Source organism: Actinosynnema sp. NPDC050801 (assembly GCF_040673975.1).
Lineage (GTDB): Bacteria > Actinomycetota > Actinomycetes > Mycobacteriales > Pseudonocardiaceae > Actinosynnema.
The window spans coordinates 1-18,254 of the sequence record NZ_JBFAQZ010000041.1 but is presented as its reverse complement, the minus strand read 5'-3'; the positions used below and the strand labels follow the sequence as shown (position 1 = coordinate 18,254).

General features: G+C 71.4%; 21 protein-coding genes. 10 read left to right on the top strand and 11 right to left on the bottom strand.

All coding sequences use genetic code 11. The features are described 5' to 3' along the window. Window positions 1–157 precede the first annotated feature (157 nt). The 4 genes from AB0K14_RS39925 (at window position 158) to AB0K14_RS39910 (ending at window position 2,607) form a co-directional block, all read left to right on the top strand. Window positions 158–574, top strand: coding sequence for a prevent-host-death protein (locus tag AB0K14_RS39925; RefSeq protein ID WP_360464056.1), 417 nt, complete (start codon window positions 158–160; stop codon window positions 572–574). Window positions 575–639: 65 nt separating this feature from the next. Further along, on the top strand, window positions 640–999 hold the full coding sequence (locus AB0K14_RS39920; RefSeq protein WP_360464054.1) for a cytotoxic translational repressor of toxin-antitoxin stability system: 360 nt from the start codon (window positions 640–642) through the stop codon (window positions 997–999). Between the two features lie 70 nt (window positions 1,000–1,069). Beyond that, window positions 1,070–2,044 (top strand): ADP-ribosylglycohydrolase family protein, encoded by a 975-nt coding sequence (locus AB0K14_RS39915; RefSeq protein ID WP_360464051.1) that lies wholly within the window; start codon window positions 1,070–1,072, stop codon window positions 2,042–2,044. Then, window positions 2,041–2,607, top strand: a complete 567-nt coding sequence (locus AB0K14_RS39910; RefSeq protein ID WP_360464048.1) for a hypothetical protein — start codon at window positions 2,041–2,043, stop codon at window positions 2,605–2,607. The genes AB0K14_RS39915 and AB0K14_RS39910 overlap by 4 nt, the downstream gene beginning before the upstream one ends. Window positions 2,608–2,651: 44 nt before the next feature. On the opposite strand, the gene AB0K14_RS39905 is transcribed toward AB0K14_RS39910, so the two are convergent. From AB0K14_RS39905 to AB0K14_RS39890, 4 genes are all read right to left on the bottom strand, one after another. Then, entirely contained in the window at window positions 2,652–3,404 is a 753-nt protein-coding gene (locus AB0K14_RS39905; protein WP_360464045.1) for a succinate dehydrogenase/fumarate reductase iron-sulfur subunit, read from the bottom strand. Between the two features lies 1 nt (window position 3,405). Beyond that, on the bottom strand, window positions 3,406–5,283 hold the full coding sequence (locus AB0K14_RS39900; protein ID WP_360464042.1) for a fumarate reductase/succinate dehydrogenase flavoprotein subunit: 1,878 nt from the start codon (window positions 5,281–5,283) through the stop codon (window positions 3,406–3,408). A 9-nt stretch (window positions 5,284–5,292) separates the two neighbouring features. Then, on the bottom strand, window positions 5,293–6,054 hold the full coding sequence (locus AB0K14_RS39895) for a hypothetical protein (RefSeq protein WP_360464039.1): 762 nt from the start codon (window positions 6,052–6,054) through the stop codon (window positions 5,293–5,295). 118 nt (window positions 6,055–6,172) lie between these two features. Continuing rightward, window positions 6,173–6,469 (bottom strand): hypothetical protein, encoded by a 297-nt coding sequence (locus AB0K14_RS39890; protein ID WP_360464036.1) that lies wholly within the window; start codon window positions 6,467–6,469, stop codon window positions 6,173–6,175. Window positions 6,470–6,693: 224 nt separating this feature from the next. Here AB0K14_RS39890 and edd point away from each other — a divergent pair, with 224 nt between their 5' ends. Then, window positions 6,694–8,559 carry a phosphogluconate dehydratase gene (gene edd / locus AB0K14_RS39885; RefSeq protein ID WP_360464033.1) on the top strand — a complete coding sequence of 622 codons (1,866 nt, stop codon included), beginning with the start codon at window positions 6,694–6,696 and terminating at the stop codon, window positions 8,557–8,559. Beyond that, window positions 8,556–9,194, top strand: coding sequence for a bifunctional 4-hydroxy-2-oxoglutarate aldolase/2-dehydro-3-deoxy-phosphogluconate aldolase (gene eda / locus AB0K14_RS39880; protein WP_360464030.1), 639 nt, complete (start codon window positions 8,556–8,558; stop codon window positions 9,192–9,194). Before edd ends, eda begins: the two co-directional genes overlap by 4 nt. Before the next feature lie 71 nt (window positions 9,195–9,265). Here eda and AB0K14_RS39875 read toward each other — a convergent pair whose 3' ends face one another. Then, window positions 9,266–9,907, bottom strand: a complete 642-nt coding sequence (locus tag AB0K14_RS39875; protein WP_360464028.1) for an HAD family hydrolase — start codon at window positions 9,905–9,907, stop codon at window positions 9,266–9,268. A gap of 54 nt (window positions 9,908–9,961) precedes the next feature. Between AB0K14_RS39875 and AB0K14_RS39870 the strand changes: the two genes are divergently transcribed. Then, window positions 9,962–10,651 (top strand): hypothetical protein, encoded by a 690-nt coding sequence (locus AB0K14_RS39870; RefSeq protein ID WP_360464025.1) that lies wholly within the window; start codon window positions 9,962–9,964, stop codon window positions 10,649–10,651. 19 nt (window positions 10,652–10,670) lie between these two features. Next, complete coding sequence (locus tag AB0K14_RS39865) at window positions 10,671–11,159, top strand: hypothetical protein (RefSeq protein ID WP_360464022.1); 489 nt, start codon at window positions 10,671–10,673, stop codon at window positions 11,157–11,159. Window positions 11,160–11,178: 19 nt separating this feature from the next. On the opposite strand, the gene AB0K14_RS39860 is transcribed toward AB0K14_RS39865, so the two are convergent. The 4 genes from AB0K14_RS39860 to AB0K14_RS39845 all read right to left on the bottom strand — a co-directional run bounded on the left by AB0K14_RS39860 (window position 11,179) and on the right by AB0K14_RS39845 (window position 13,669). Continuing rightward, a complete protein-coding gene (locus tag AB0K14_RS39860) occupies window positions 11,179–11,691 on the bottom strand; it encodes a regulatory protein RecX (protein ID WP_360464095.1) in 513 nt (170 codons plus the stop codon). A gap of 77 nt (window positions 11,692–11,768) precedes the next feature. Next, the gene (gene recA, locus AB0K14_RS39855; protein ID WP_360464019.1) at window positions 11,769–12,812 is read right to left on the bottom strand and encodes a recombinase RecA; all 1,044 of its coding nucleotides are present in this window, start codon (window positions 12,810–12,812) and stop codon (window positions 11,769–11,771) included. Between the two features lie 190 nt (window positions 12,813–13,002). Next, window positions 13,003–13,197, bottom strand: coding sequence for a DUF3046 domain-containing protein (locus AB0K14_RS39850; protein WP_360464016.1), 195 nt, complete (start codon window positions 13,195–13,197; stop codon window positions 13,003–13,005). Window positions 13,198–13,207: 10 nt separating this feature from the next. Then, window positions 13,208–13,669: a cupin domain-containing protein gene (locus tag AB0K14_RS39845; protein WP_360464013.1), complete on the bottom strand. Its 462-nt coding sequence runs from the start codon at window positions 13,667–13,669 to the stop codon at window positions 13,208–13,210. A 71-nt stretch (window positions 13,670–13,740) separates the two neighbouring features. On the opposite strand from AB0K14_RS39845, the gene AB0K14_RS39840 reads away from it, so the two are divergent. Both AB0K14_RS39840 and AB0K14_RS39835 read left to right on the top strand, forming a co-directional pair. After that, on the top strand, window positions 13,741–14,580 hold the full coding sequence (locus AB0K14_RS39840) for a LysR family transcriptional regulator (protein WP_360464010.1): 840 nt from the start codon (window positions 13,741–13,743) through the stop codon (window positions 14,578–14,580). Between the two features lie 19 nt (window positions 14,581–14,599). Continuing rightward, the gene (locus AB0K14_RS39835; RefSeq protein ID WP_360464007.1) at window positions 14,600–14,725 is read left to right on the top strand and encodes a hypothetical protein; all 126 of its coding nucleotides are present in this window, start codon (window positions 14,600–14,602) and stop codon (window positions 14,723–14,725) included. Here AB0K14_RS39835 and AB0K14_RS39830 read toward each other — a convergent pair whose 3' ends face one another. Together AB0K14_RS39830 and AB0K14_RS39825 are read right to left on the bottom strand one after the other, a co-directional pair. Beyond that, a complete protein-coding gene (locus tag AB0K14_RS39830) occupies window positions 14,726–16,021 on the bottom strand; it encodes an MFS transporter (protein WP_360464004.1) in 1,296 nt (431 codons plus the stop codon). 91 nt (window positions 16,022–16,112) lie between these two features. Next, window positions 16,113–18,056 (bottom strand): Hsp70 family protein, encoded by a 1,944-nt coding sequence (locus AB0K14_RS39825; protein ID WP_360464001.1) that lies wholly within the window; start codon window positions 18,054–18,056, stop codon window positions 16,113–16,115. Between the last annotated feature and the right edge of the window lie 198 nt (window positions 18,057–18,254).

Genomic DNA, 18,254 nt, shown 5'->3' with positions numbered 1-18,254 from the left:
GTCAGCAGCTGAAACAGCCGGTCAGAGCCGGGGCGACGGTTGTCGCCCCGGCTCTGTGCTGCCTGCCTCGGTGATTCAGCGATCGAGCAAGTACGTCACGTACTTGACGTACTTGGCCTGAAGAGGCAGGCTGGTGGGGACACCCTGGGAGGTCGGCATGTCCGCTGTCCACTACGACAGCTACACCGATGCTCGTGCGCACCTCAAGGACCTTCTGGACGCCGCGGAGAAGGGACGGGTCGCCACGGTTCGACGCGACTCGGCCACGACGGCGGTCGTGGATGTCAAGCGGCTGCGCCACTTCCTCGCATCGATCGTCCCGTCCCGCGCCCAGGTCGTCCCGGAGGCCGGCGGCTGGTCGGTGTTCATCCCAGGGCTGCCCGTGGCCGCCGACGGCGCGTCCTTCGACGAGGCGATCGCGGAGATGGTCGACGCGCTGCGCGAGTACGCGGAAGACTGGCAGGAGCGCCTGCTCGACGCTCCGAACCACCGTGACAACTGGGGATTGGTGCAGTTGATCAGCCACAGCGACGACGAGCAGCTGCGCGACTGGCTCGTCGGTGCCGCGCGGTGACTTCCCGACCGCAGCCGACGCGCAAGGACCACGAGTCGTTCTGCCTGACCGAGGAATGGCGCCGAGTGCGCGACGCCCGCGGCCGGACCGGAACGCATCACGTCACCTACGAACTCGATCTCGTCGACGGTCGGATCCTGCGCACCCGCATCTCGCACCCGGTGGACCGCACCGGCTACGGGCAGAGCATGTGGAAGCACATCCTCCGCGATCAGCTCGACGTCGACGAACCGGCGTTCTGGTCGTGCGTGCAGGACGGCGTCAAGCCTGCTCGGGGAACGCCTGAGCCGCCGGCGCAGGCCCTGCCTGCCGACCTCGTGCACATGCTGATCTCCCGCGTCGGCCTCGACGAGTCCGAGGTGGCCGCGATGGGCAAGGACGAGGCGATCGCCAGGCTTCAGCGCTTCTGGACCGAAGGCAGTTGAGCACGCGGGCAGCGGTGGCTTGCCCGTTTTTCGTGCGGGCCGCGGCCCGGCTGCCGCCTACGCTGTCGCGGTGGAACGGGCGAGTGGGGCGTTGTCGGGGTTGGCGTACGGCGATGCGATGGGTGCGCCGACGGAGTTCATGACCGTCGCCGAGATCGAGCAGCGCTACGGCGCGGGCGGGCCGCGGGAGATCGAGGGTGATCCCGCGCTGGTCACCGATGACACGCAGATGACGTTGGCAGTCGCGCGGGCGTTGGTGGGCGGGTTGGACGGGATCGCCGACGCGTTGCGCGACCACTTCGTGCGGTGGTGGGAGTCGCCCGACAACAACCGCGCGCCCGGCATGACGTGTTTGCAGGCGTGCGAGAAGCTCGCCGCCGGGCTGCCGTGGCGGGAGGCCACCGGGGCGTCGTCCAAGGGGTGCGGCGCGAACATGCGCGTCGTGCCGGTCGGTCTGGTGCCGGACCTGTCCGCCGACGACCGCGCCGGGGTCGCGCAGCTCCAATCCGCCCTCACGCACGGCCACCCGACGGCGCTCGCGGCCAGTGAGCTGACGGCGTTCGCCGTGCGCTGGCTGGCCGACGGCCTGGATGCCGGCGACCTCACGGCCGCGTTGCGCGAGCGGTGCGCCGAACAGCGCACCACCTACCGCGAGGAGTGGCTGGCCGACCTGTGGGTGCGGCCCGGTGTGGCCGAACCGGAGGAGTTCATCGCCCGCGGCTGGGACGAGTGCGCCGCCGCGCTCGACGTGCTGGCCGCCGCCACCCCTGACCGGGACGTCGACCCCTGCCTCGCCACGGGCGCCGGGTGGATCGCGGAAGAAGCGCTGGCCACCGCGCTGCACTGCTTCCTGCTGTTCCGCGACGAGCCGGTGGCGGCGCTGTCGCGGGCGGCGACGACGTCCGGCGACTCGGACTCGATCGCGTGCCTCACCGGCGCGTTCGCGGGCGCCGCCCACGGGCTGGGCGCCTGGCCCGGGCAGTGGGCCGAGCGCATCGAGCACGGTGACGAGCTGGCCGCGTTCGGTCGGCGGTGGGACCGGTGACGCACGTCCTGGCGGGCTACCGCGTGGTCTCGCGGGAGGCCCGGCCGGACTGGCAGGACCAAGGCCTGCCCGAGGGCCCGCTGGTGTCGATGAGCGACTGCGTCTCGACGCTGGTGCCGGCGGACCCGGACGGCTGGGACGAGTGGTTCGGCGACCCTGCGTCGGCCGAGGCGGCACGCGCGGGGCGGCAGGGACTGCACGTCATCGAGGTCGGCATCGCCGTGCGGGACGTCGAGGCCCTGCTGGCGGACGTGGCCGAAGGCGGCTGGGACGCGGCGGCGGGCAGCCTGCCGGGTCGGCTGGCCCGAGCCGAACCCGTCACCGGGAGCGGGGTGCTCGGGTTCGAGCTGGTCGGCTACGACTCCGGCGGCTGGCACACCTGGATGTGCCTCGGCGGCCTGGTCGACGACGTGCGGGAGGCGACCGGTGTCCGCCCCGGGCGGTGGGGACTGGTCCAGGACGAGCAGGAGGCGCGGGTGGCGGCCGACTGGCTCACCGCTTCCGGCCTCGGCGACCCGAAGGTGTTCTTCTGGGTGGCGGCGAGGATCGCCGGTTCCGGATAGGTCCCGCGTTGCGCCACCGGGTGTGGCGCAACGCGGTTCCACCGTCAGGACTTGTTGCGGAACAGCTTGTTGCCCAGCCAGACGATCGGGTCGTAGCGCTGGTCGGCCACGCGTTCCTTCATCGGGATCAACGCGTTGTCGGTGATCTTGATGTGCTCCGGGCACACCTCGGTGCAGCACTTGGTGATGTTGCACAGCCCCAGGCCGTGGGACGACTGCACCTCCTGCACGCGGTCACCCTCGTCCAGCGGGTGCATCTCCAACTCCGCGGCGCGCATCAGGAACCGCGGCCCGGCGAACGACTCCTTGTTCTCCTCGTGGTCGCGGATGACGTGGCACGTGTTGTTGCACAGGAAGCACTCGATGCACTTGCGGAACTCCTGCGAGCGCTCCACGTCGACCTGCTGCATCCGGTACTCCCCCGGCGCCACGCCCGCGGGCGGCTTGAACGCGGGGATCTCACGTGCCTTCTGGTAGTTGTACGACACGTCCGTGACCAGGTCGCGGATCACCGGGAACGTGCGCATCGGCGTCACGGTCACCGTCTCGTCCTCCGTGAACACCGACATCCGCGTCATGCACAGCAGCCTCGGCTTGCCGTTGATCTCCGCCGAGCACGACCCGCACTTGCCCGCCTTGCAGTTCCACCGCACGGCGAGGTCCGGCGTCTGCGTCGCCTGCAACCGGTGGATCACGTCGAGGACCACTTCGCCCTCGTTGACCTCGACGGTGAAGTCCTCCAGCCCGCCGCCCTCGTCCGAACCGCGCCACACCCGGAAGTGCCCCTGGTACCCCATGTCAGCCCTCCAGCTCGTCCGCGGTCAGGTACTTCTGCAACTCGCTCGACTCGAACAGCTCCAGCAGGTCCGACCGGATCGGCAGCTGCGGCTCCTCCACGACCTCGACCGCGTCGTCGGTCAGCCGGCACACCAGCAGCTTGCGCCGCCAGTCGGCGTCCATGCTCGGGTAGTCGTCCCGGGTGTGCCCGCCGCGGCTCTCCGTGCGCAGCAACGCGGCCCGCGCCACGCACTCGCTGACCACGAGCATGTTGCGCAGGTCGAGCGCGAGGTGCCAGCCGGGGTTGAACTGCCGGTGCCCCTCGACCACCAGGGTCGCGGCCCGCCGCTTCAGCTCCTCCAGCCGCTTGACCGCCTGGTCCATCTCCTCGGCCCGCCGGATGATGCCGACCAGGTCGTTCATCGCCTGCTGCAACTCCATGTGCAGCGTGTACGGGTTCTCACCGCCCGCGTCGGAACCGGAGAACGGCGCCACGGCCGTCCGTTCGGCGGCCGCCACCGCCTCGTCCGAGCACACCGGCCGCGTCGCCATCCCGGCGACGTAGTCCGACGCGCCCGCGCCCGCCCGTCGCCCGAACACCAGCAGGTCGGACAGCGAGTTGCCGCCCAGCCGGTTCGAGCCGTGCATCCCGCCGGACACCTCGCCCGCCGCGAACAGCCCCGGCACCGACGACGCGCCGGTGTCCGGGTCGACCTGCACGCCGCCCATCACGTAGTGGCAGGTCGGTCCGACCTCCATCGGCTGCGCGGTGATGTCGACGTCGGCCAGCTCCTTGAACTGGTGGTGCATCGACGGCAGCCGCCGCATGATCTCCTCGGCGGGCAACCGGGTCGACACGTCGAGGAACACGCCGCCGTGCTCGGACCCGCGACCGGCCTTGACCTCGGAGTTGATGGCCCGGGCCACCTCGTCGCGCGGCAGCAGCTCCGGTGGTCGCCGGTTGTTGCCCGGGTCGGCGTACCAGCGGTCGGCCTCGGCCTCGTTGTCGGCGTACTTGTCCTTGAACACCTCGGGGATGTAGTCGAACATGAACCGCTTGCCGTCGGAGTTGCGCAGCACGCCGCCGTCACCGCGGACCGACTCGGTGACCAGGATGCCCTTCACCGACGGCGGCCAGACCATGCCGGTCGGGTGGAACTGCACGAACTCCATGTTGATCAACGACGCGCCCGCGCGCAGGGCCAGCGCGTGGCCGTCCCCGGTGTACTCCCACGAGTTCGACGTGACCTTGAACGACTTGCCGATGCCGCCGGTCGCCAGCACCACCGAGGGCGCCTCGAACAGCACGAACCGGCCCGACTCGCGCCAGTAGCCGAACGCGCCGGCCACCTTCCCGTCGTCGAGCACCAGGTCGGTGACGGTGAACTCCTGGAACACCCTCAGCCGCGACTCGTAGTCGCCGGTCTCGGCGAAGTCGTCCTGCTGCAGCGACACCACCTTCTGCTGGAGGGTGCGGATCAGCTCCAACCCGGTGCGGTCACCGACGTGCGCGAGGCGCGGGTACTCGTGGCCGCCGAAGTTGCGCTGGCTGATCCGACCGTCCTTGGTGCGGTCGAACAGCGCGCCGTAGGTCTCCAGCTCCCAGACCCGGTCGGGCGCCTCCTTGGCGTGCAGCTCGGCCATCCGCCAGTTGTTGAGGAACTTCCCGCCGCGCATGGTGTCCCGGAAGTGCACCTGCCAGTTGTCGTTGGAGTTCGCGTTGCCCATGGCCGCGGCGATGCCGCCCTCGGCCATCACCGTGTGCGCCTTGCCGAACAACGACTTGCACAGCACCGCCGTGCGCATCCCGTGTTCCCTGGCCTCGATCGCGGCGCGCAACCCCGCACCGCCGGCACCGATCACGAGCACGTCGAACGAATGCCGTTCCAGCTCGGGCAAAACCACTCCTCAGTTGACGAATCGGAGGTCGGCGATCGTCCCGGAGGCGACCAGCGCGACGTAGAGGTCCGTGACGCAGACGAAGATGAGCGAGGCCCACGCCAACTGCATGTGCTTGGCGTTGAGCTTGGAGATCTGCGTCCACGCCCAGTACCGGACCGGGTGCTTGGAGAAGTGCTTCAGCCTCCCGCCCGCGATGTGGCGGCACGAGTGGCACGACAGCGTGTACGCGCCCAGCAGGGCGACGTTGACCAGCAGCACGATGTTGCCCAGGCCGATGCCGGTGCTGAACGCGTAGCCCGCGTCGTAGACGTTGATCAGCAGCAGGAGCGAGGCCGCGTAGAAGAAGTAGCGGTGCAGGTTCTGCGCGATCAACGGGAAGCGGGTCTCACCGGTGTACTTGGCGTGCGGCTCGGCCACCGCGCACGCGGGCGGGGACATCCACGCCGCCCGGTAGTACGCCTTGCGGTAGTAGTAGCAGGTCACCCGGAAGCCGAGCAGGAACGGGATGATGATCACCGGCGGGGTGAGGAACCCCGGCAGTTCGGGCAGCAGGCGGCCGAAGTGCGCCGCGTTGGGCAGGCACTCCTCGGTCAGGCACGGCGAGTACATGGGTGTGAGGTAGCGGTACTCGTCCACCCAGTAGTAGTCACCCATGAAGGTCCGCACGGCTGCGTAGATCGAAATCAGGAGCAGGCCCGCGAACGTCGCCAGCGGCGGTAGCCACCACCGGTCTGTGCGCAACGTGCGCTGGGCGATCTGCGCCCTCATACCTCACCTCGTTCCACTTCGTTGTGGTGCGGGACACAATGTGGTTTGGGACACATGCCTGGGCCTGAAACGGGAGCGGCCCCCGCGTCTGCACGCGGGGGCCGGTCTCGTGAGCTGCTCAGGTCCGGTGACTGCGGTAGCCGCCGAGTCCTTCGTCGTCGGCGTCGTGCCACAGCTGCGGGTCGTACGGCGTGTCGGGCACGACGACGACCTCCCGTTCGACCCGGGGCGCTTCGCGCTGGCGCGGTGTGCTGTCCAGGTCCAGCAGCTCGGTCGCGTCGATGTCCAGGCGTTCGACGTCGTTGGCCAGCCTCTGCACCGCGGCCACGTCGCCGTACCGCGCGCGCAGGCTGCCGACGCAGTGGCGCAGTTGGCCAAGCGCCCGGCGCAGCTCCACGATCTCGGAGGACGTCATGGTCAGCACCTCCCTCGGGTCGATCCGTGTGCCGACTCTGCCAAGTGGAAGCCGCTGTGACAAGAACCACAAGCACTCGAGTCGCGTCTCAGGATCTGAATCGGTTTTGTCACGATCATGTGTCGTGACATAGTGTGCTTGCTGTCACGTCCGTACGTGCGACGCCAGCGCTGCCGTCCCACCGGGCCATCACGGCCCGTGATCACCACCGGAGACAGCGAACCATGAGCGTGCATCCCGTCGTCGCCGCAGTGACGGCTCGAATCGCCGCCCGCAGCGCCGCCGGCCGGTCCGCCTACCTCGAACAAGTCGCCCGCGCCCAGCAAGAGGGCCCTGCCCGCCGCGACATGGCGTGCAGCAACCTGGCTCACGGTTTCGCCGGCATCACGGGTGGTGACAAGGAGCTCCTCCGGGCACTGCGTCGCCCGAACGTGGCAATCGTGTCCGCCTACAACGACATGCTGTCCGCGCACCAGCCGATGCACGAGTACCCGGCGTGGATCAAGGACGCGGCACGCGCGGTCGGTGGCGTGGCGCAGTTCGCGGGCGGCGTGCCCGCCATGTGCGACGGCATCACCCAGGGCCGTGCGGGCATGGAGCTGTCCCTGTTCAGCCGCGAGGTCATCGCGATGGCGACCGGCATCGCCCTGTCGCACGAGATGTTCGACTCGGCGCTGCTGCTCGGCGTGTGCGACAAGATCACGCCCGGCCTGCTGATCGGCGCGCTGGCGTTCGGGCACCTGCCCGCGATCCTGGTGCCCGCCGGCCCGATGCACTCCGGCCTGCCGAACTCGGAGAAGGCCCGGGTGCGGCAGCTGTTCGCGGAGAACAAGGCGTCCCGCGAGGACCTGCTCGAAGCCGAGGCGCAGTCCTACCACAGCCCTGGGACCTGCACGTTCTACGGCACGGCGAACTCCAACCAGCTCGTGGTCGAGGTCATGGGCCTGCACCTGCCCGGCGCGAGCTTCGTGCCGCCGGGGACCAGGCTGCGCAAGGCGCTGACCGAGGAGGCCGCACGGCGTGCGGTGGAGATCAGCCGCGGCGACGACTACACCCCGATCGGGCACGTGGTGGACGTGAAGTCCGTGGTCAACGGCGTGATCGCGCTGCTGGCCACCGGCGGGTCGACCAACCACACCATGCACCTGGTCGCCATCGCCTCGGCCGCGGGCATCGCGCTGAGCTGGGACGACTTCTCCGAGCTGTCCTCGGTGGTGCCGCTGCTGGCCCGCGTCTACCCGAACGGCTCGGCGGACATCAACCACTTCCAGGCCGCGGGCGGCGTGCAGTTCCTCGTCTCGACGCTGCTGGACGCGGGCCTGCTGCACGCCGACGTGAAGACCGTGGCAGGCGACGGGCTGGACCGCTACCGGCAGGAGCCGGTGCTGGTCGAGGGCGTCCTGCAGTGGCGCCCCGGCCCGCCGCACTCGCTGGACACCGACGTGTTGCGGCCGGTGTCGGACCCGTTCGCGGCCGACGGCGGGCTGCGCATGCTGTCGGGCAACCTCGGCCGCGCGGTGATCAAGGTGTCGGCGGTCAAGCCGGAGCACCGGATCGTCGAGGCGCCCGCGCGGGTGTTCACCTCGCAGGAGGCGTTCAGCGCCGCGTTCCAGGCCGGTGAGCTGGAGCGGGACGTGGTCGTGGTGGTGCGGCAGCAGGGTCCGCAGGCCAACGGGATGCCGGAGCTGCACAAGCTGACGCCCGCGCTGGGCGTGCTGATGGACCGGGGCTTCAAGGTCGCGCTGGTCACCGACGGCCGGATGTCCGGCGCGTCGGGCAAGATCCCGGCCGCCATCCAGGTCACGCCGGAGGCGGCCGTGGGCGGCCCGCTGGCGCGCGTGCGCGACGGTGACGTGCTGCGGCTGGACGCCGAGACCGGCACGCTGGAGGCGTTCGTGGACCCGGCCGAGCTGGCCGGGCGCGACCTGGTGGACTTCCCGCCGGACGCGCAGGCGTGGACCGGCACGGGTCGGGAGCTGTTCGCCGCGCTGCGCCGGGCGGTCGGGCCCGCCGACCGGGGCGCGAGCGTGTTCGGACCGATCGCGGCCTCGCACTTCGAAGGCCAGTTCAACCAGGAGGTGTCCCGGTGACCAACGCCCCAGCGCACGCCACGGCGGCCGACTTGTTGGCGCTGTCCCCCGTCATCCCGGTCGTCGTCGTGGACGACGTCGAGCACGCCGTGCCGCTGGCCGAGGCGTTGCTGCGCGGCGGTGTCCGCGTGATCGAGCTGACCCTGCGCACACCCGCCGCGCTGGCCGCGATCGAACGGGTCGCGGCGGAGGTGCCGGGCATCGTGATCGGCGCGGGCACGGTGACCGCGCCGGAGCACGCCGAGCAGGCCGCGAAGGCCGGTGCGGCGTTCCTCGTGACGCCGGGGTCGACCGACCGGGTGCTGGACGCGGCCGAGGACACCGGGCTGCCGTTCCTGCCGGGCGCGGCGACCGTGTCGGAGGCGATGCGGTTGGCCGAGCGCGGGCTGACGTCGTTGAAGTTCTTCCCGGCCGAGGCCGCGGGTGGGGTGGACTACCTGAAGTCGATCGGCGGTCCGCTGCCCGGCCTGCGGTTCTGCCCGACCGGCGGCATCACGCCCGCGACCGCACCGAACTACCTGGCCCTGCCGAACGTCGGCTGCGTGGGCGGGTCGTGGCTGGCGCCCAAGGACGCGCTGGCGGCGGGCGACTGGGCGCGGGTCGAGGAGCTGGCGCGGGCGGCGTCGGCGCTGTAGCTGCCGGAGCTGTGAGTCCTGGCGCTGGAAGTCTCGGCTGAGGGCGTCTCCCGTGACGGAGGCGCCCTTCGTCACAACAGGTGGGCGAGGGCGTCCGGGATCGAGTCGGCGACCGGCGCGCCGGTCCGTTCGAGCACGGCGCGCGAGCTCGTGCCGGTGGCGACCAGGACGACGTGCGCGCCCACGTGCCGGGCGGCTTCGGCGTCGTCGGCCACGTCGCCGATCAGCACGACGTCCCCCGGGCGCAGCTTGAGTGCCTCCAGGTGCTCGGCGAGGTGCTCGGCCTTCGAGCCGCCGTCGCCCGCGGTCTTGAGGCCGTCCACCCGGCTGAACAGCTCGTGCAGGCCGAAACGGGTGACCAGCGGGACCAGCTCGTCGTGGAACCACATCGACAGCAGCGACTGGGTGTGGCGCAGCGCGGCGAGGTGGTCGGGCACGCCGACGGCCAGCCCGCAGCGCTGCATCGTCGCCCGGTACTCGGCGTGGTAGGCGAGGTCGATGCGGGCCCAGTCCGCGGCGGTCAGCGGACGGCCGAACATCCGCTCGTAGCAGTCCTTGATCGGGCGGCTGAACACCTCGCGCCAGTGCTCCAGCGTGATGGCCGCGTGGCCGAAGTCGGCGCAGACCCGGTTGACCGCGGCGAGCACGGCGTCGTTGTCGGCGAACAGCGTGCCGTTCCAGTCCCAGACGACGTGATCGGCCCTGATCCTCACTCGATCAGGCTACGGCGATAGGTTGGGTGCTCACTTTCGGGGAGGTAGTGGGGGATGGACGCGCGACGAACCACGGTGGTCGCCGAACCACGCGGGCAGGTGGCGCTGGTGTCGGTCGGTTTCCCCGTGCTGGGCGCGCTCGCGGTGTGGGGCCTGAAGTCGATCGCCGGATGGGTGGCCGACCTGTCGTGGGCTCCGATGCAGGGACCGTTCCGGTTGGTGGCGTCGATCCCGGAACCGTGGGCGACGATCGGCTCGGTGGCCGTCGGTGCCGTGCTGGGGTTGCTGGTGGCCGGGATCGCGGCGCACGAGCGGCTGGTGGTCGAGGTGTTCAACGAGGGTGTCGAGCTGCTCAGGGGCGGCAAGCACCGGAGCTTCGACCGGACGCTCGTGTCCGGGGTGTTCCTGGACGGCAAGAAGCTGGTGCTGCTCGGCGTGGACACCGGCGAGCTGGCGCGGGAGACCCACGACCTGAAGCCGGAGGAGCTGGCCGAGGCGTTCCAGACGCACGGCTACCAGTGGCTGGACGGCGACCCCTACCGCGACGAGTACCGCCGGTGGGTCGAGGGCACGCCCGACCTCCCGCCGGGCGCGAACGCGTTGCTGAAGGCGCGGGCGAAGGCGCTGCACAAGGACGACAAGGACGACGTGGCCGAGCTGCGGGAGGAGCTGAGCCGGCTCGGGGTCGTCGTGCGGGAGGAGAAGAAGCGCCAGTACTGGCGCCTGACCCGACCGCTGCCGTGAGCGCGGATAGGCTCGCCGGGTGATCGCCGACGGGGACCGGACCGCCAGGCAGGCCGAGGTCGACGGCGCGGGCGGGCGGTTGTGGCTCAGGGTCGCCGCGGTGTTCTGCTGGCTGTGCGCTCTCATCCCGCTCGCGGTGTGGTACCTCGAAGACCTCGACTGGGCGTGGTGGGCGCTGGTCGCCATGGCCATCGCGATGCTCATCGTGACGGCCCTCGGCGTCGACATGTGGACGACGGCGAACCAGGCCGAGGCGGACACCGCGCGGCTGCGGCAAGCCGGTCGGCCCGCGATCGCCGAGGTCGTCGGGGTGGAGGTGGTCGACCACGAGGAGGGTCCCACCACATCGGTGCTGAGCCTGCGCATCAGCGGCGACGACGTGCGGCCGTTCGACGCGACCTACCGGGGCCGGCACCGGCCGGAGCACCGGGTGGGCGCCCGTTTCGACGCGGTGGTCGACCCGACCGACAACCTGTTCAGCCTCAAGCCCGTCCTCGGCCCGCGGTGACCGGTCGCCGCACCCGGCGTCAGTCGTGGGTCAGGTCGTCCAGCGGGGCGGCGTCCTCGCCCGCCCGGCGCAGTTCCTCGCGGACCACGCGGTAGGCCATGCCCTCCGCGTAGCCCTTGCGGGCCAGGGCGGAGACCAGGCGGCGGATCCTGGTCGTGTCGTCCAGGCCCGCCATCGTGCGCAGTCGCTTGCGCACCAGGTCGCGGGCCCGGTCTTCCTCGGCCTCGTCGTCCACCGCGGCGACCGCCTCGGCCGCCACCTCGTCCGCCACGCCCTTGCGGCGCAGCTCCATGGCCAGGGCGCGCCGCCCCAGCCCCTGGTAGGTGTGCCGCGAGCGGACCCAGACCTCGGCGAAGGCGGCGTCGTCGATCAGGCCCGCCCGGTCGAACTTGGCCAGCACCAGCTCGGCCGTCTGCTCGCTGATGTCCTTGCGCAGCAGGGCGTCCTTCAACTCCACCCGAGTTCGGGCCCGTGCGGTGAGCAGCGCGTAGCAGATGTCGGTCGCCTTGCGCTGCTCCTTCGCCGGGTCGATCGGGCGCGGCTCGGCGTCGTCGGCCAAGGGGTCGCGGGACAGCCCGCGACCACGGCCACCTCGTCCCGCCACGCCGACTAGAACTCGACCGGCGCCGCGGCGGGCTCCTCGGCGTCGAGGGTGGCGCCGATGCCCAGCTTGTCCTTGATCCGCTTCTCGATCTCGTTGGCCACGTCCGGGTTGTCGCGCAGGAACTTCCGCGCGTTCTCCTTGCCCTGGCCCAGCTGGTCGCCCTCGTAGGTGTACCAGGCGCCCGACTTGCGCAGGATGCCCTGGTCCACGCCCATGTCGATGAGCGAGCCCTCACGGCTGATGCCCTGGCCGTAGAGGATGTCGAACTCGGCCTGCTTGAACGGCGGGGCCACCTTGTTCTTCACGACCTTGACCCTGGTGCGGTTGCCGACCGGCTCGCCGCCGTCCTTCAGGGTCTCGATGCGCCGCACGTCCAGCCGCACCGACGCGTAGAACTTCAGCGCCTTGCCACCGGTCGTGGTCTCGGGCGAGCCGAACATCACGCCGATCTTCTCGCGCAGCTGGTTGATGAAGATCGCGGTGGTGTTGGAGTTGCTGAGCGCACCGGTGATCTTGCGCAGCGCCTGGCTCATCAGCCGGGCCTGCAGACCCACGTGGTTGTCGCCCATCTCGCCCTCGATCTCGGCGCGGGGCACCAGGGCCGCCACCGAGTCGATGACCAGGATGTCGAGCGCGCCGGAGCGGACCAGCATGTCCGCGATCTCCAGCGCCTGCTCGCCGGTGTCGGGCTGGGAGACCAGCAGCGAGTCGGTGTCGACGCCCAGCTTCTTCGCGTAGTCGGGGTCGAGCGCGTGCTCGGCGTCGATGAACGCCGCGATGCCGCCGGCGCGCTGGGCGTTGGCCACGGCGTGCAGGGCCACCGTGGTCTTACCGGAGGACTCAGGGCCGTAGATCTCGACCACGCGGCCGCGGGGCAGGCCGCCGATGCCGAGCGCGACGTCGAGCGCGATCGCACCGGTGGGGATCACCTGGAGCGGGGCGCGGACCTCGTCGCCGAGCCGCATGACCGAGCCCTTGCCGTACTGCTTGTCGATCTGGGCAAGAGCCAGTTCGAGGGCCTTGTCCCGGTCGGGTGCCTGGGGTGCCATCTGGAGTCCACCTCGGAGTGTCTTGGGGTCGCTGTGCGATGTCGGGGCCGACGTTACGGGTGGGGTCCGACATTTCTCGGCGGGGACCAGGTCACCTGCGGGGTGTTGTCACCCGGTCGTGTCGGGGAGTGTAGCCGAACAGGTGTTCGACCACTGGGGCGACACACCGGGGCGACGTGAGCCGACGAGGTCACCGCCGTTGTTCCGGCACGTCGAAGGCGTCGCAGACGGCCAGCCAGACCTCCTTGGCCGGCACACCCGCGTCCAACGCCTGGTCGGGAGTCCGGCCGCCGAGGGCCGACAGCACGTGGTCCTGGGCCACCATCTCCGCTCTGACCTGGCCGAACTCGCCCGCCATCAGCTTGCGGAACATCGTGATGCGCATCGGGTCCAGGCTAGCGCGCCGCCTTCCAGGCCGGACTGTCGACGTAGTGGTTGTCGAACCGGTCCTGCGAGTCGCGGATCTCCTGGGGGCTCGCCTCGCCGCGTTGCACGCGGTCGAGCAGCCGGTAGTAGTCGAACCGCCCCATGCCGGGCGTGAAGACGAACAGGACGTCCGCGTCGGCGCCCTTGAGCGCGCCGAAGGCGTGCGGCACGCGTGGCGGCACGACGAGGAAGTCGCCGCGCTCCAAGGTCACCACGTCCTGGTCCAACAACACCTGGAGCGTGCCGTCGAGCACGAAGAACAGCTCCGAGGCGCGGGTGTGGAAGTGCGGCGGCGCGCCGTCCGAGCCGTCGCGGAAGGTGGACCGGTTGCCGGTCAGGCCGTCGAGGTCGGCGAGGAGGGTGACCACGGCGGCGGGGTCGGCGTCGAGCTTTTCGGCCTGGGCGGCGCGGACGAGCAGCGGGTTTTCCATGTGGTCGAGAATCGTCGCCGGCGGGGGGCCGAACAACGACGAAGGTCCGATGGAACGATAACCTGACGGTTATGGAACGACGTGACCTGGAGGTCTTCCTGGCGCTGGCGGAAGAACTCCACTTCAGCCGCACCGCCGAGCGGCTGCACGTCTCCCAGGCGCGGGTCAGCCAGTCCCTCAAGCAGCTGGAACGCCGCATCGGCGCGCCGCTGTTCGAGCGGACCAGCCGCCGGGTCGCGCTCACACCCATCGGCCACCGGCTGCGCGACGACCTGGCACCGGCCTATCGGCAGATCGTGGACGGCATAGCGCGCGCCGTGGAGGCCGCACGCGGGACGTCCCTGCTGCGCGTCGGGTTCGAGGCGCCGGCGGTCGCCGACCTGGTCGGCGACGTCCTGGACCGGTTCCGCGCCCGTCACCCCGACAGCGAGGTGCGCGTCCGCGAGGCGCCGTTCACCGACCCGTTCTCGCTGCTCAGGGACGACGAGGTGGACGTGCTGGTGACGTTGTTCCCGGTCGACGAGCCCGATCTGACGGCGGGACCGGTCGTCCACGAGGAGCCGTTGGTGCTCGCCGTGTCCGACACGCACCCGTTCACGCGGCAACGGTCCGTGTCCCTGGAGGACCTGGCGCGCGACACGGTCTTCCGCGCTGCCTACTGGCGTGACGCGACTCCCTCCGGCTCGCCCATCACACGTGGACGGGACGTCACGACGTTCCAGGAGCTGCTCACCGCGATCGCCAACGGCGAGGGCGTCTGCCCGCTGGGCGCGCACGCCGCGGGCTACTTCGCCCGGCCCAAGATCGCGTTCCTGCCGCTGGTGGACGCGCCGCGGCTGGCGTGGGGCGTGGTCTGGCGCACGGCGGGTGAAACGGCCAGGGTGCGCGAGTTCGCCGCGGCCGCGCGCTGACCCGCGCTAACCTCGACGGGTGTTGTTCTTGCAGGAAGACCCCACGGGGATGTCGTCGCCGATCGCGACGGTCGCGGTGATCGCCGGGCTCGTCGCGGCGATCGTGGTCGGGCTGCGGGCGCTCTGGTACAACCGCAAGCGCTGATCACCGCACCCGCTGCAACGACGCGAACAGGCACGTCACCAGCAGCGGCAGCGCGGTGAACCCGACGACCAGGCCCAGCGCGGCGTAGGACCACGCGGTCACCACGATGCCCGCGGTGACGCCGCCGAGCGCGCCGCCGACGTTCATGCACAGGTCGGACAGGCCCTGCGCGGCCGGCCGGTCCACCACCCCGACCGACTCGGTGAGCAGCGCGGATCCCGCCACGACGCCCGCCGACCAGCCGAACGCCAGCAGTGCCAGACCCGCGGCCAGCTGCGGCGCGTCGTGCGAGGGAGCCATGCCCGCGATGCCGGACGCGGCGACCACGAGCGCCGCGCCGATCGCCAGCACGGGCACCCGGCCGAGCCGGTCGGCCATCCAGCCGAACAGCGGGCTGGCCGCGTACATCGCGGCGACGTGCAGGCTGATCACCACGCCGACGACGCGCAGCGACGCGCCCGAGTGCTCCATGTGCACCGGGGTCATCGACATCAGGCCGACCATCGCGGTGTGGCACAGCGTCACGCCGGCCAGCGCGAGCCTCCCGGCGGCGGGCAGGGACCGCCACACCGCCGTCGACCGCTTGGCGCCGACGCCGCGCACGGGCGTTGCGGACGTCGCCGGCGGCGTCGGTGTCGTCGGTGTCTCAGGTGTCTCAGGTGTCACAGGTGTTGCGGGCGTCACGGCGGATTTCGCGAGGGTCAGCGGGTCGGGCTTGAGGAAGCGCAGGACGACCAGCGCGGCCAGGCCGAACAGCACGACCGACAGCAGGTACGGGCCCGCGCCCACCGGCAACCCCAGCCGCACGGCCACCCGACCCGCCGGATCGGCCAGGTTCGGCCCGGCGACGGCACCCAGGGTCGCCGCCCACACCACCAACGCCACCGAGCGCGCCCTGCGGTGCGGGTGGGCGAGGTCGGCGCCCGCGTACCGGGCGGCGAGGTTCGCGCTGGACGCCGCGCCGAACAGCACGAGTGCGAGCAGCAGCACCTGCCACGAGCCGAGCACCACCGCGCACGCCGCGACGGCGGCACCCACCGCGCCCGCGCCGTAGCCGAGGACCAGCGCCGGACGGCGTCCGCTCCGGGCCGCCAACCGGGCCCCGGGCAGCGCGAAGACGGCCGCGCCGACCACCGCGGCGGTCTGCGCCATGCCTCCGACGGCGTCGGAGTCGGCGAGCACGGCGGCGATGAGCGTGCTCACCGCGAGGCCGATGGTGACGCCCGCCGCGCCGAGGACCTGGGTCACCGCCAGCACCCGCAGCACCTTGCGTTGCACGACGTCGACCGCGGTCATGATCTTGACTCTGCCAGGGGCGGTCGGGGCCGACCAGCCACCGTCCGGGGGTTCAGGCGCCCGCGGTCGCGTGCAGGGGTGGGTGCGGGGGTCAGGTGCCCGGTTGGACGGAAGCCTCGAAGAAGTCCGCCACCTGGTCCGGGCTCAGCTCCTCGCCGCCGCTCTTGGTCACGATGCCGAGCAGCGGGAGGTTGTCGGCGGTGAACACGAGCAGCCCCAGCCCGCCGTCGGCGGCGGCCCGGTACTTGCCGGTCAGACCGTTGCCCGCCCACTGCGCCTCGACCATGTCGGTCTTGAGCGACCGCACGACGGCCTCGGCGCCGTGCTGCGCGCCGATGACGGTCTCGGTGAGGACGTACTGGACCGAGTAGTCGTCCTTCACCGCGCAGCTCACCACGGTGCCCTTGATGTCGGCGACGCCACCCACGCCGGGTGTGCCGCCCGCCTTGCACGTGCCGGTGTCCGGGACGGCGCCCGCGAACAGGCGCAGGCACTCGGTGAAGCCCTTGTCGTCCTGCTGGGTGTCGTTCTTGCAGTCCTGCGCGCTGGGCACGCCCGAGCCGCTCAACGCGTAGATCCCGCCGACCACGGCGAGCACGAGGACGACCGCCGCGCCCGCGGCGAGCAGCAGGGTCCGGTTGGGCTTGCGCTTCTCCGGCGCGGACTGCGCGCGCGGGCTGACGGTCGGGAAGTTGAACTGCTGCGGGCCGGTCTGCGGGTAGACCTGGTAGGGCCCGCTGGCGTGGGGGTTGACCTGGTAAGGACCGCTGACGTTGGGGTTCACCTGGTAGGAGCCGCTGGTGTGCGGGTTCACCTGGTAGGGGCCGCTCGCGGCCGGGTTGACCTGGTTCGGGTTGACCTGGTTCGCCCCGCTGACCGCCGGGTTGGACTGGTACTGGCCGCCGGGCGGGGTCACCGGCGTGGTGACCACCGTGTCGGGTTCCTTGGGCCTGGCCGGCTCCTGCGAGCGAGGTGTGACGCCGTTCTTGGGCACGTGGTGCGCGCCCAGGGCGACCGAGGTCTCCGGCTGGTCCAGGCTCGTCGGCACGATCCGCACCTGCTCGGCGATCATCGTCGCCACCAGCGGGATGCGGCTGGCCCCGCCGACCAGGTAGATGCCCGCGAGCTGGTTGGGCGCCATGCCGGTGGAGCGGATCGTGGACTCCAGGAGCTCCACGCTGCGCATCATGCTCGGGCGGACCAGCGCTTCCAGGTCGGAGCGGTTGACCAGCACGTCCTCGAACGGCTCCGGCATCGGCACCTCGGTGTGCGCGTGCCGCGACAACGACTCCTTGGCCGCCCGGACGTCCTCCTGCAACGTGCGACGGGCGCGACGGTCCGCCGTGGACTCCGGGCGCAGCAGCCGCTGCCAGGCCGCCGGGTCGCGGTGCGAGACCTGGCGGCCCACGTGTTCGAGCAGCGCCTGGTCGACGTCCAGACCGCCCAGGTCGGGCAGGCCGTCCTCGGCGAGCACGGTGAAGCCGCTCTGGGTGGCGCCGACGATGGCCACGTCGAACGTGCCCGCGCCCAGGTCGTAGACCGCGAGCGCCTGGCCGACGGAGAGGGAGGCGTAGTGGGAGGCGGCCGCGACCGGTTCGGGGACCAGCACGATCTCGCCGGTCACGCCCGCGAGGCGGGCCGCCGACAGCAGCACGTTGCGGCGGGTGGGGCCCCACTGCGCGGGGTGGGTGAGGCGGACCTCGTCCAGCGACTCGCCGCCCAGCTGGCGGTTGGTCTCGTCCAGCACGCGGCGCAGCACGGCGGCGAGCGCGTCGGTGACCGGGACGACGTTGTCGCCCAGGAGCAGCACGCCGTCGTCCACCCGGCGCTTGGGGTTGGGTTCGAAGCGGGCCGGGTCGAGGCGGGCGCGGCGCTCGGCGTCACGGCCGACGACCAGCGTGCCGTCCTCTTCGCAGTACACGGCGGACGGCATGGTGGCCGAGCCGTCGACCTCCACGACCCGGGGCGGCCGGCCGTGCGCGGCCAGCACCGCGACGGTGTTGGAAGTGCCCAGGTCGACGGACAGGACGCGCACGTTCACCCCTTCGGTTCGAACCGGGGTGATCGTGCCACAGCCGCCCACCACGCGAGGTCGCGTCGGTCGTTCGTGACTCATTTCCCGCCGATCACGCCCTTCGATCGGCGGGAAATGAGTCCGCTCGGCGTGGTGCCGGAGTACACGGGCAACCTGCTCAACTACTTCGACAAGACCAACACCACCACCGAGGCCGAG

Bases quoted from the DNA above. Each gene is read 5' to 3' on its own strand.
- AB0K14_RS39925 (WP_360464056.1), top strand. From the start codon at position 158: ATGTCCGCTGTCCACTACGACAGCTACACCGATGCTCGTGCGCACCTC.
- AB0K14_RS39905 (WP_360464045.1), bottom strand. From the start codon at position 3,404: ATGGGGTACCAGGGGCACTTCCGGGTGTGGCGCGGTTCGGACGAGGGC.
- AB0K14_RS39895 (WP_360464039.1), bottom strand. From the start codon at position 6,054: ATGAGGGCGCAGATCGCCCAGCGCACGTTGCGCACAGACCGGTGGTGG.
- AB0K14_RS39890 (WP_360464036.1), bottom strand. From the start codon at position 6,469: ATGACGTCCTCCGAGATCGTGGAGCTGCGCCGGGCGCTTGGCCAACTG.
- edd (WP_360464033.1), top strand. From the start codon at position 6,694: ATGAGCGTGCATCCCGTCGTCGCCGCAGTGACGGCTCGAATCGCCGCC.
- AB0K14_RS39870 (WP_360464025.1), top strand. From the start codon at position 9,962: ATGGACGCGCGACGAACCACGGTGGTCGCCGAACCACGCGGGCAGGTG.
- recA (WP_360464019.1), bottom strand. From the start codon at position 12,812: ATGGCACCCCAGGCACCCGACCGGGACAAGGCCCTCGAACTGGCTCTT.
- AB0K14_RS39850 (WP_360464016.1), bottom strand. From the start codon at position 13,197: ATGCGCATCACGATGTTCCGCAAGCTGATGGCGGGCGAGTTCGGCCAG.
- AB0K14_RS39845 (WP_360464013.1), bottom strand. From the start codon at position 13,669: ATGGAAAACCCGCTGCTCGTCCGCGCCGCCCAGGCCGAAAAGCTCGAC.
- AB0K14_RS39840 (WP_360464010.1), top strand. From the start codon at position 13,741: ATGGAACGACGTGACCTGGAGGTCTTCCTGGCGCTGGCGGAAGAACTC.
- AB0K14_RS39830 (WP_360464004.1), bottom strand. From the start codon at position 16,021: ATGACCGCGGTCGACGTCGTGCAACGCAAGGTGCTGCGGGTGCTGGCG.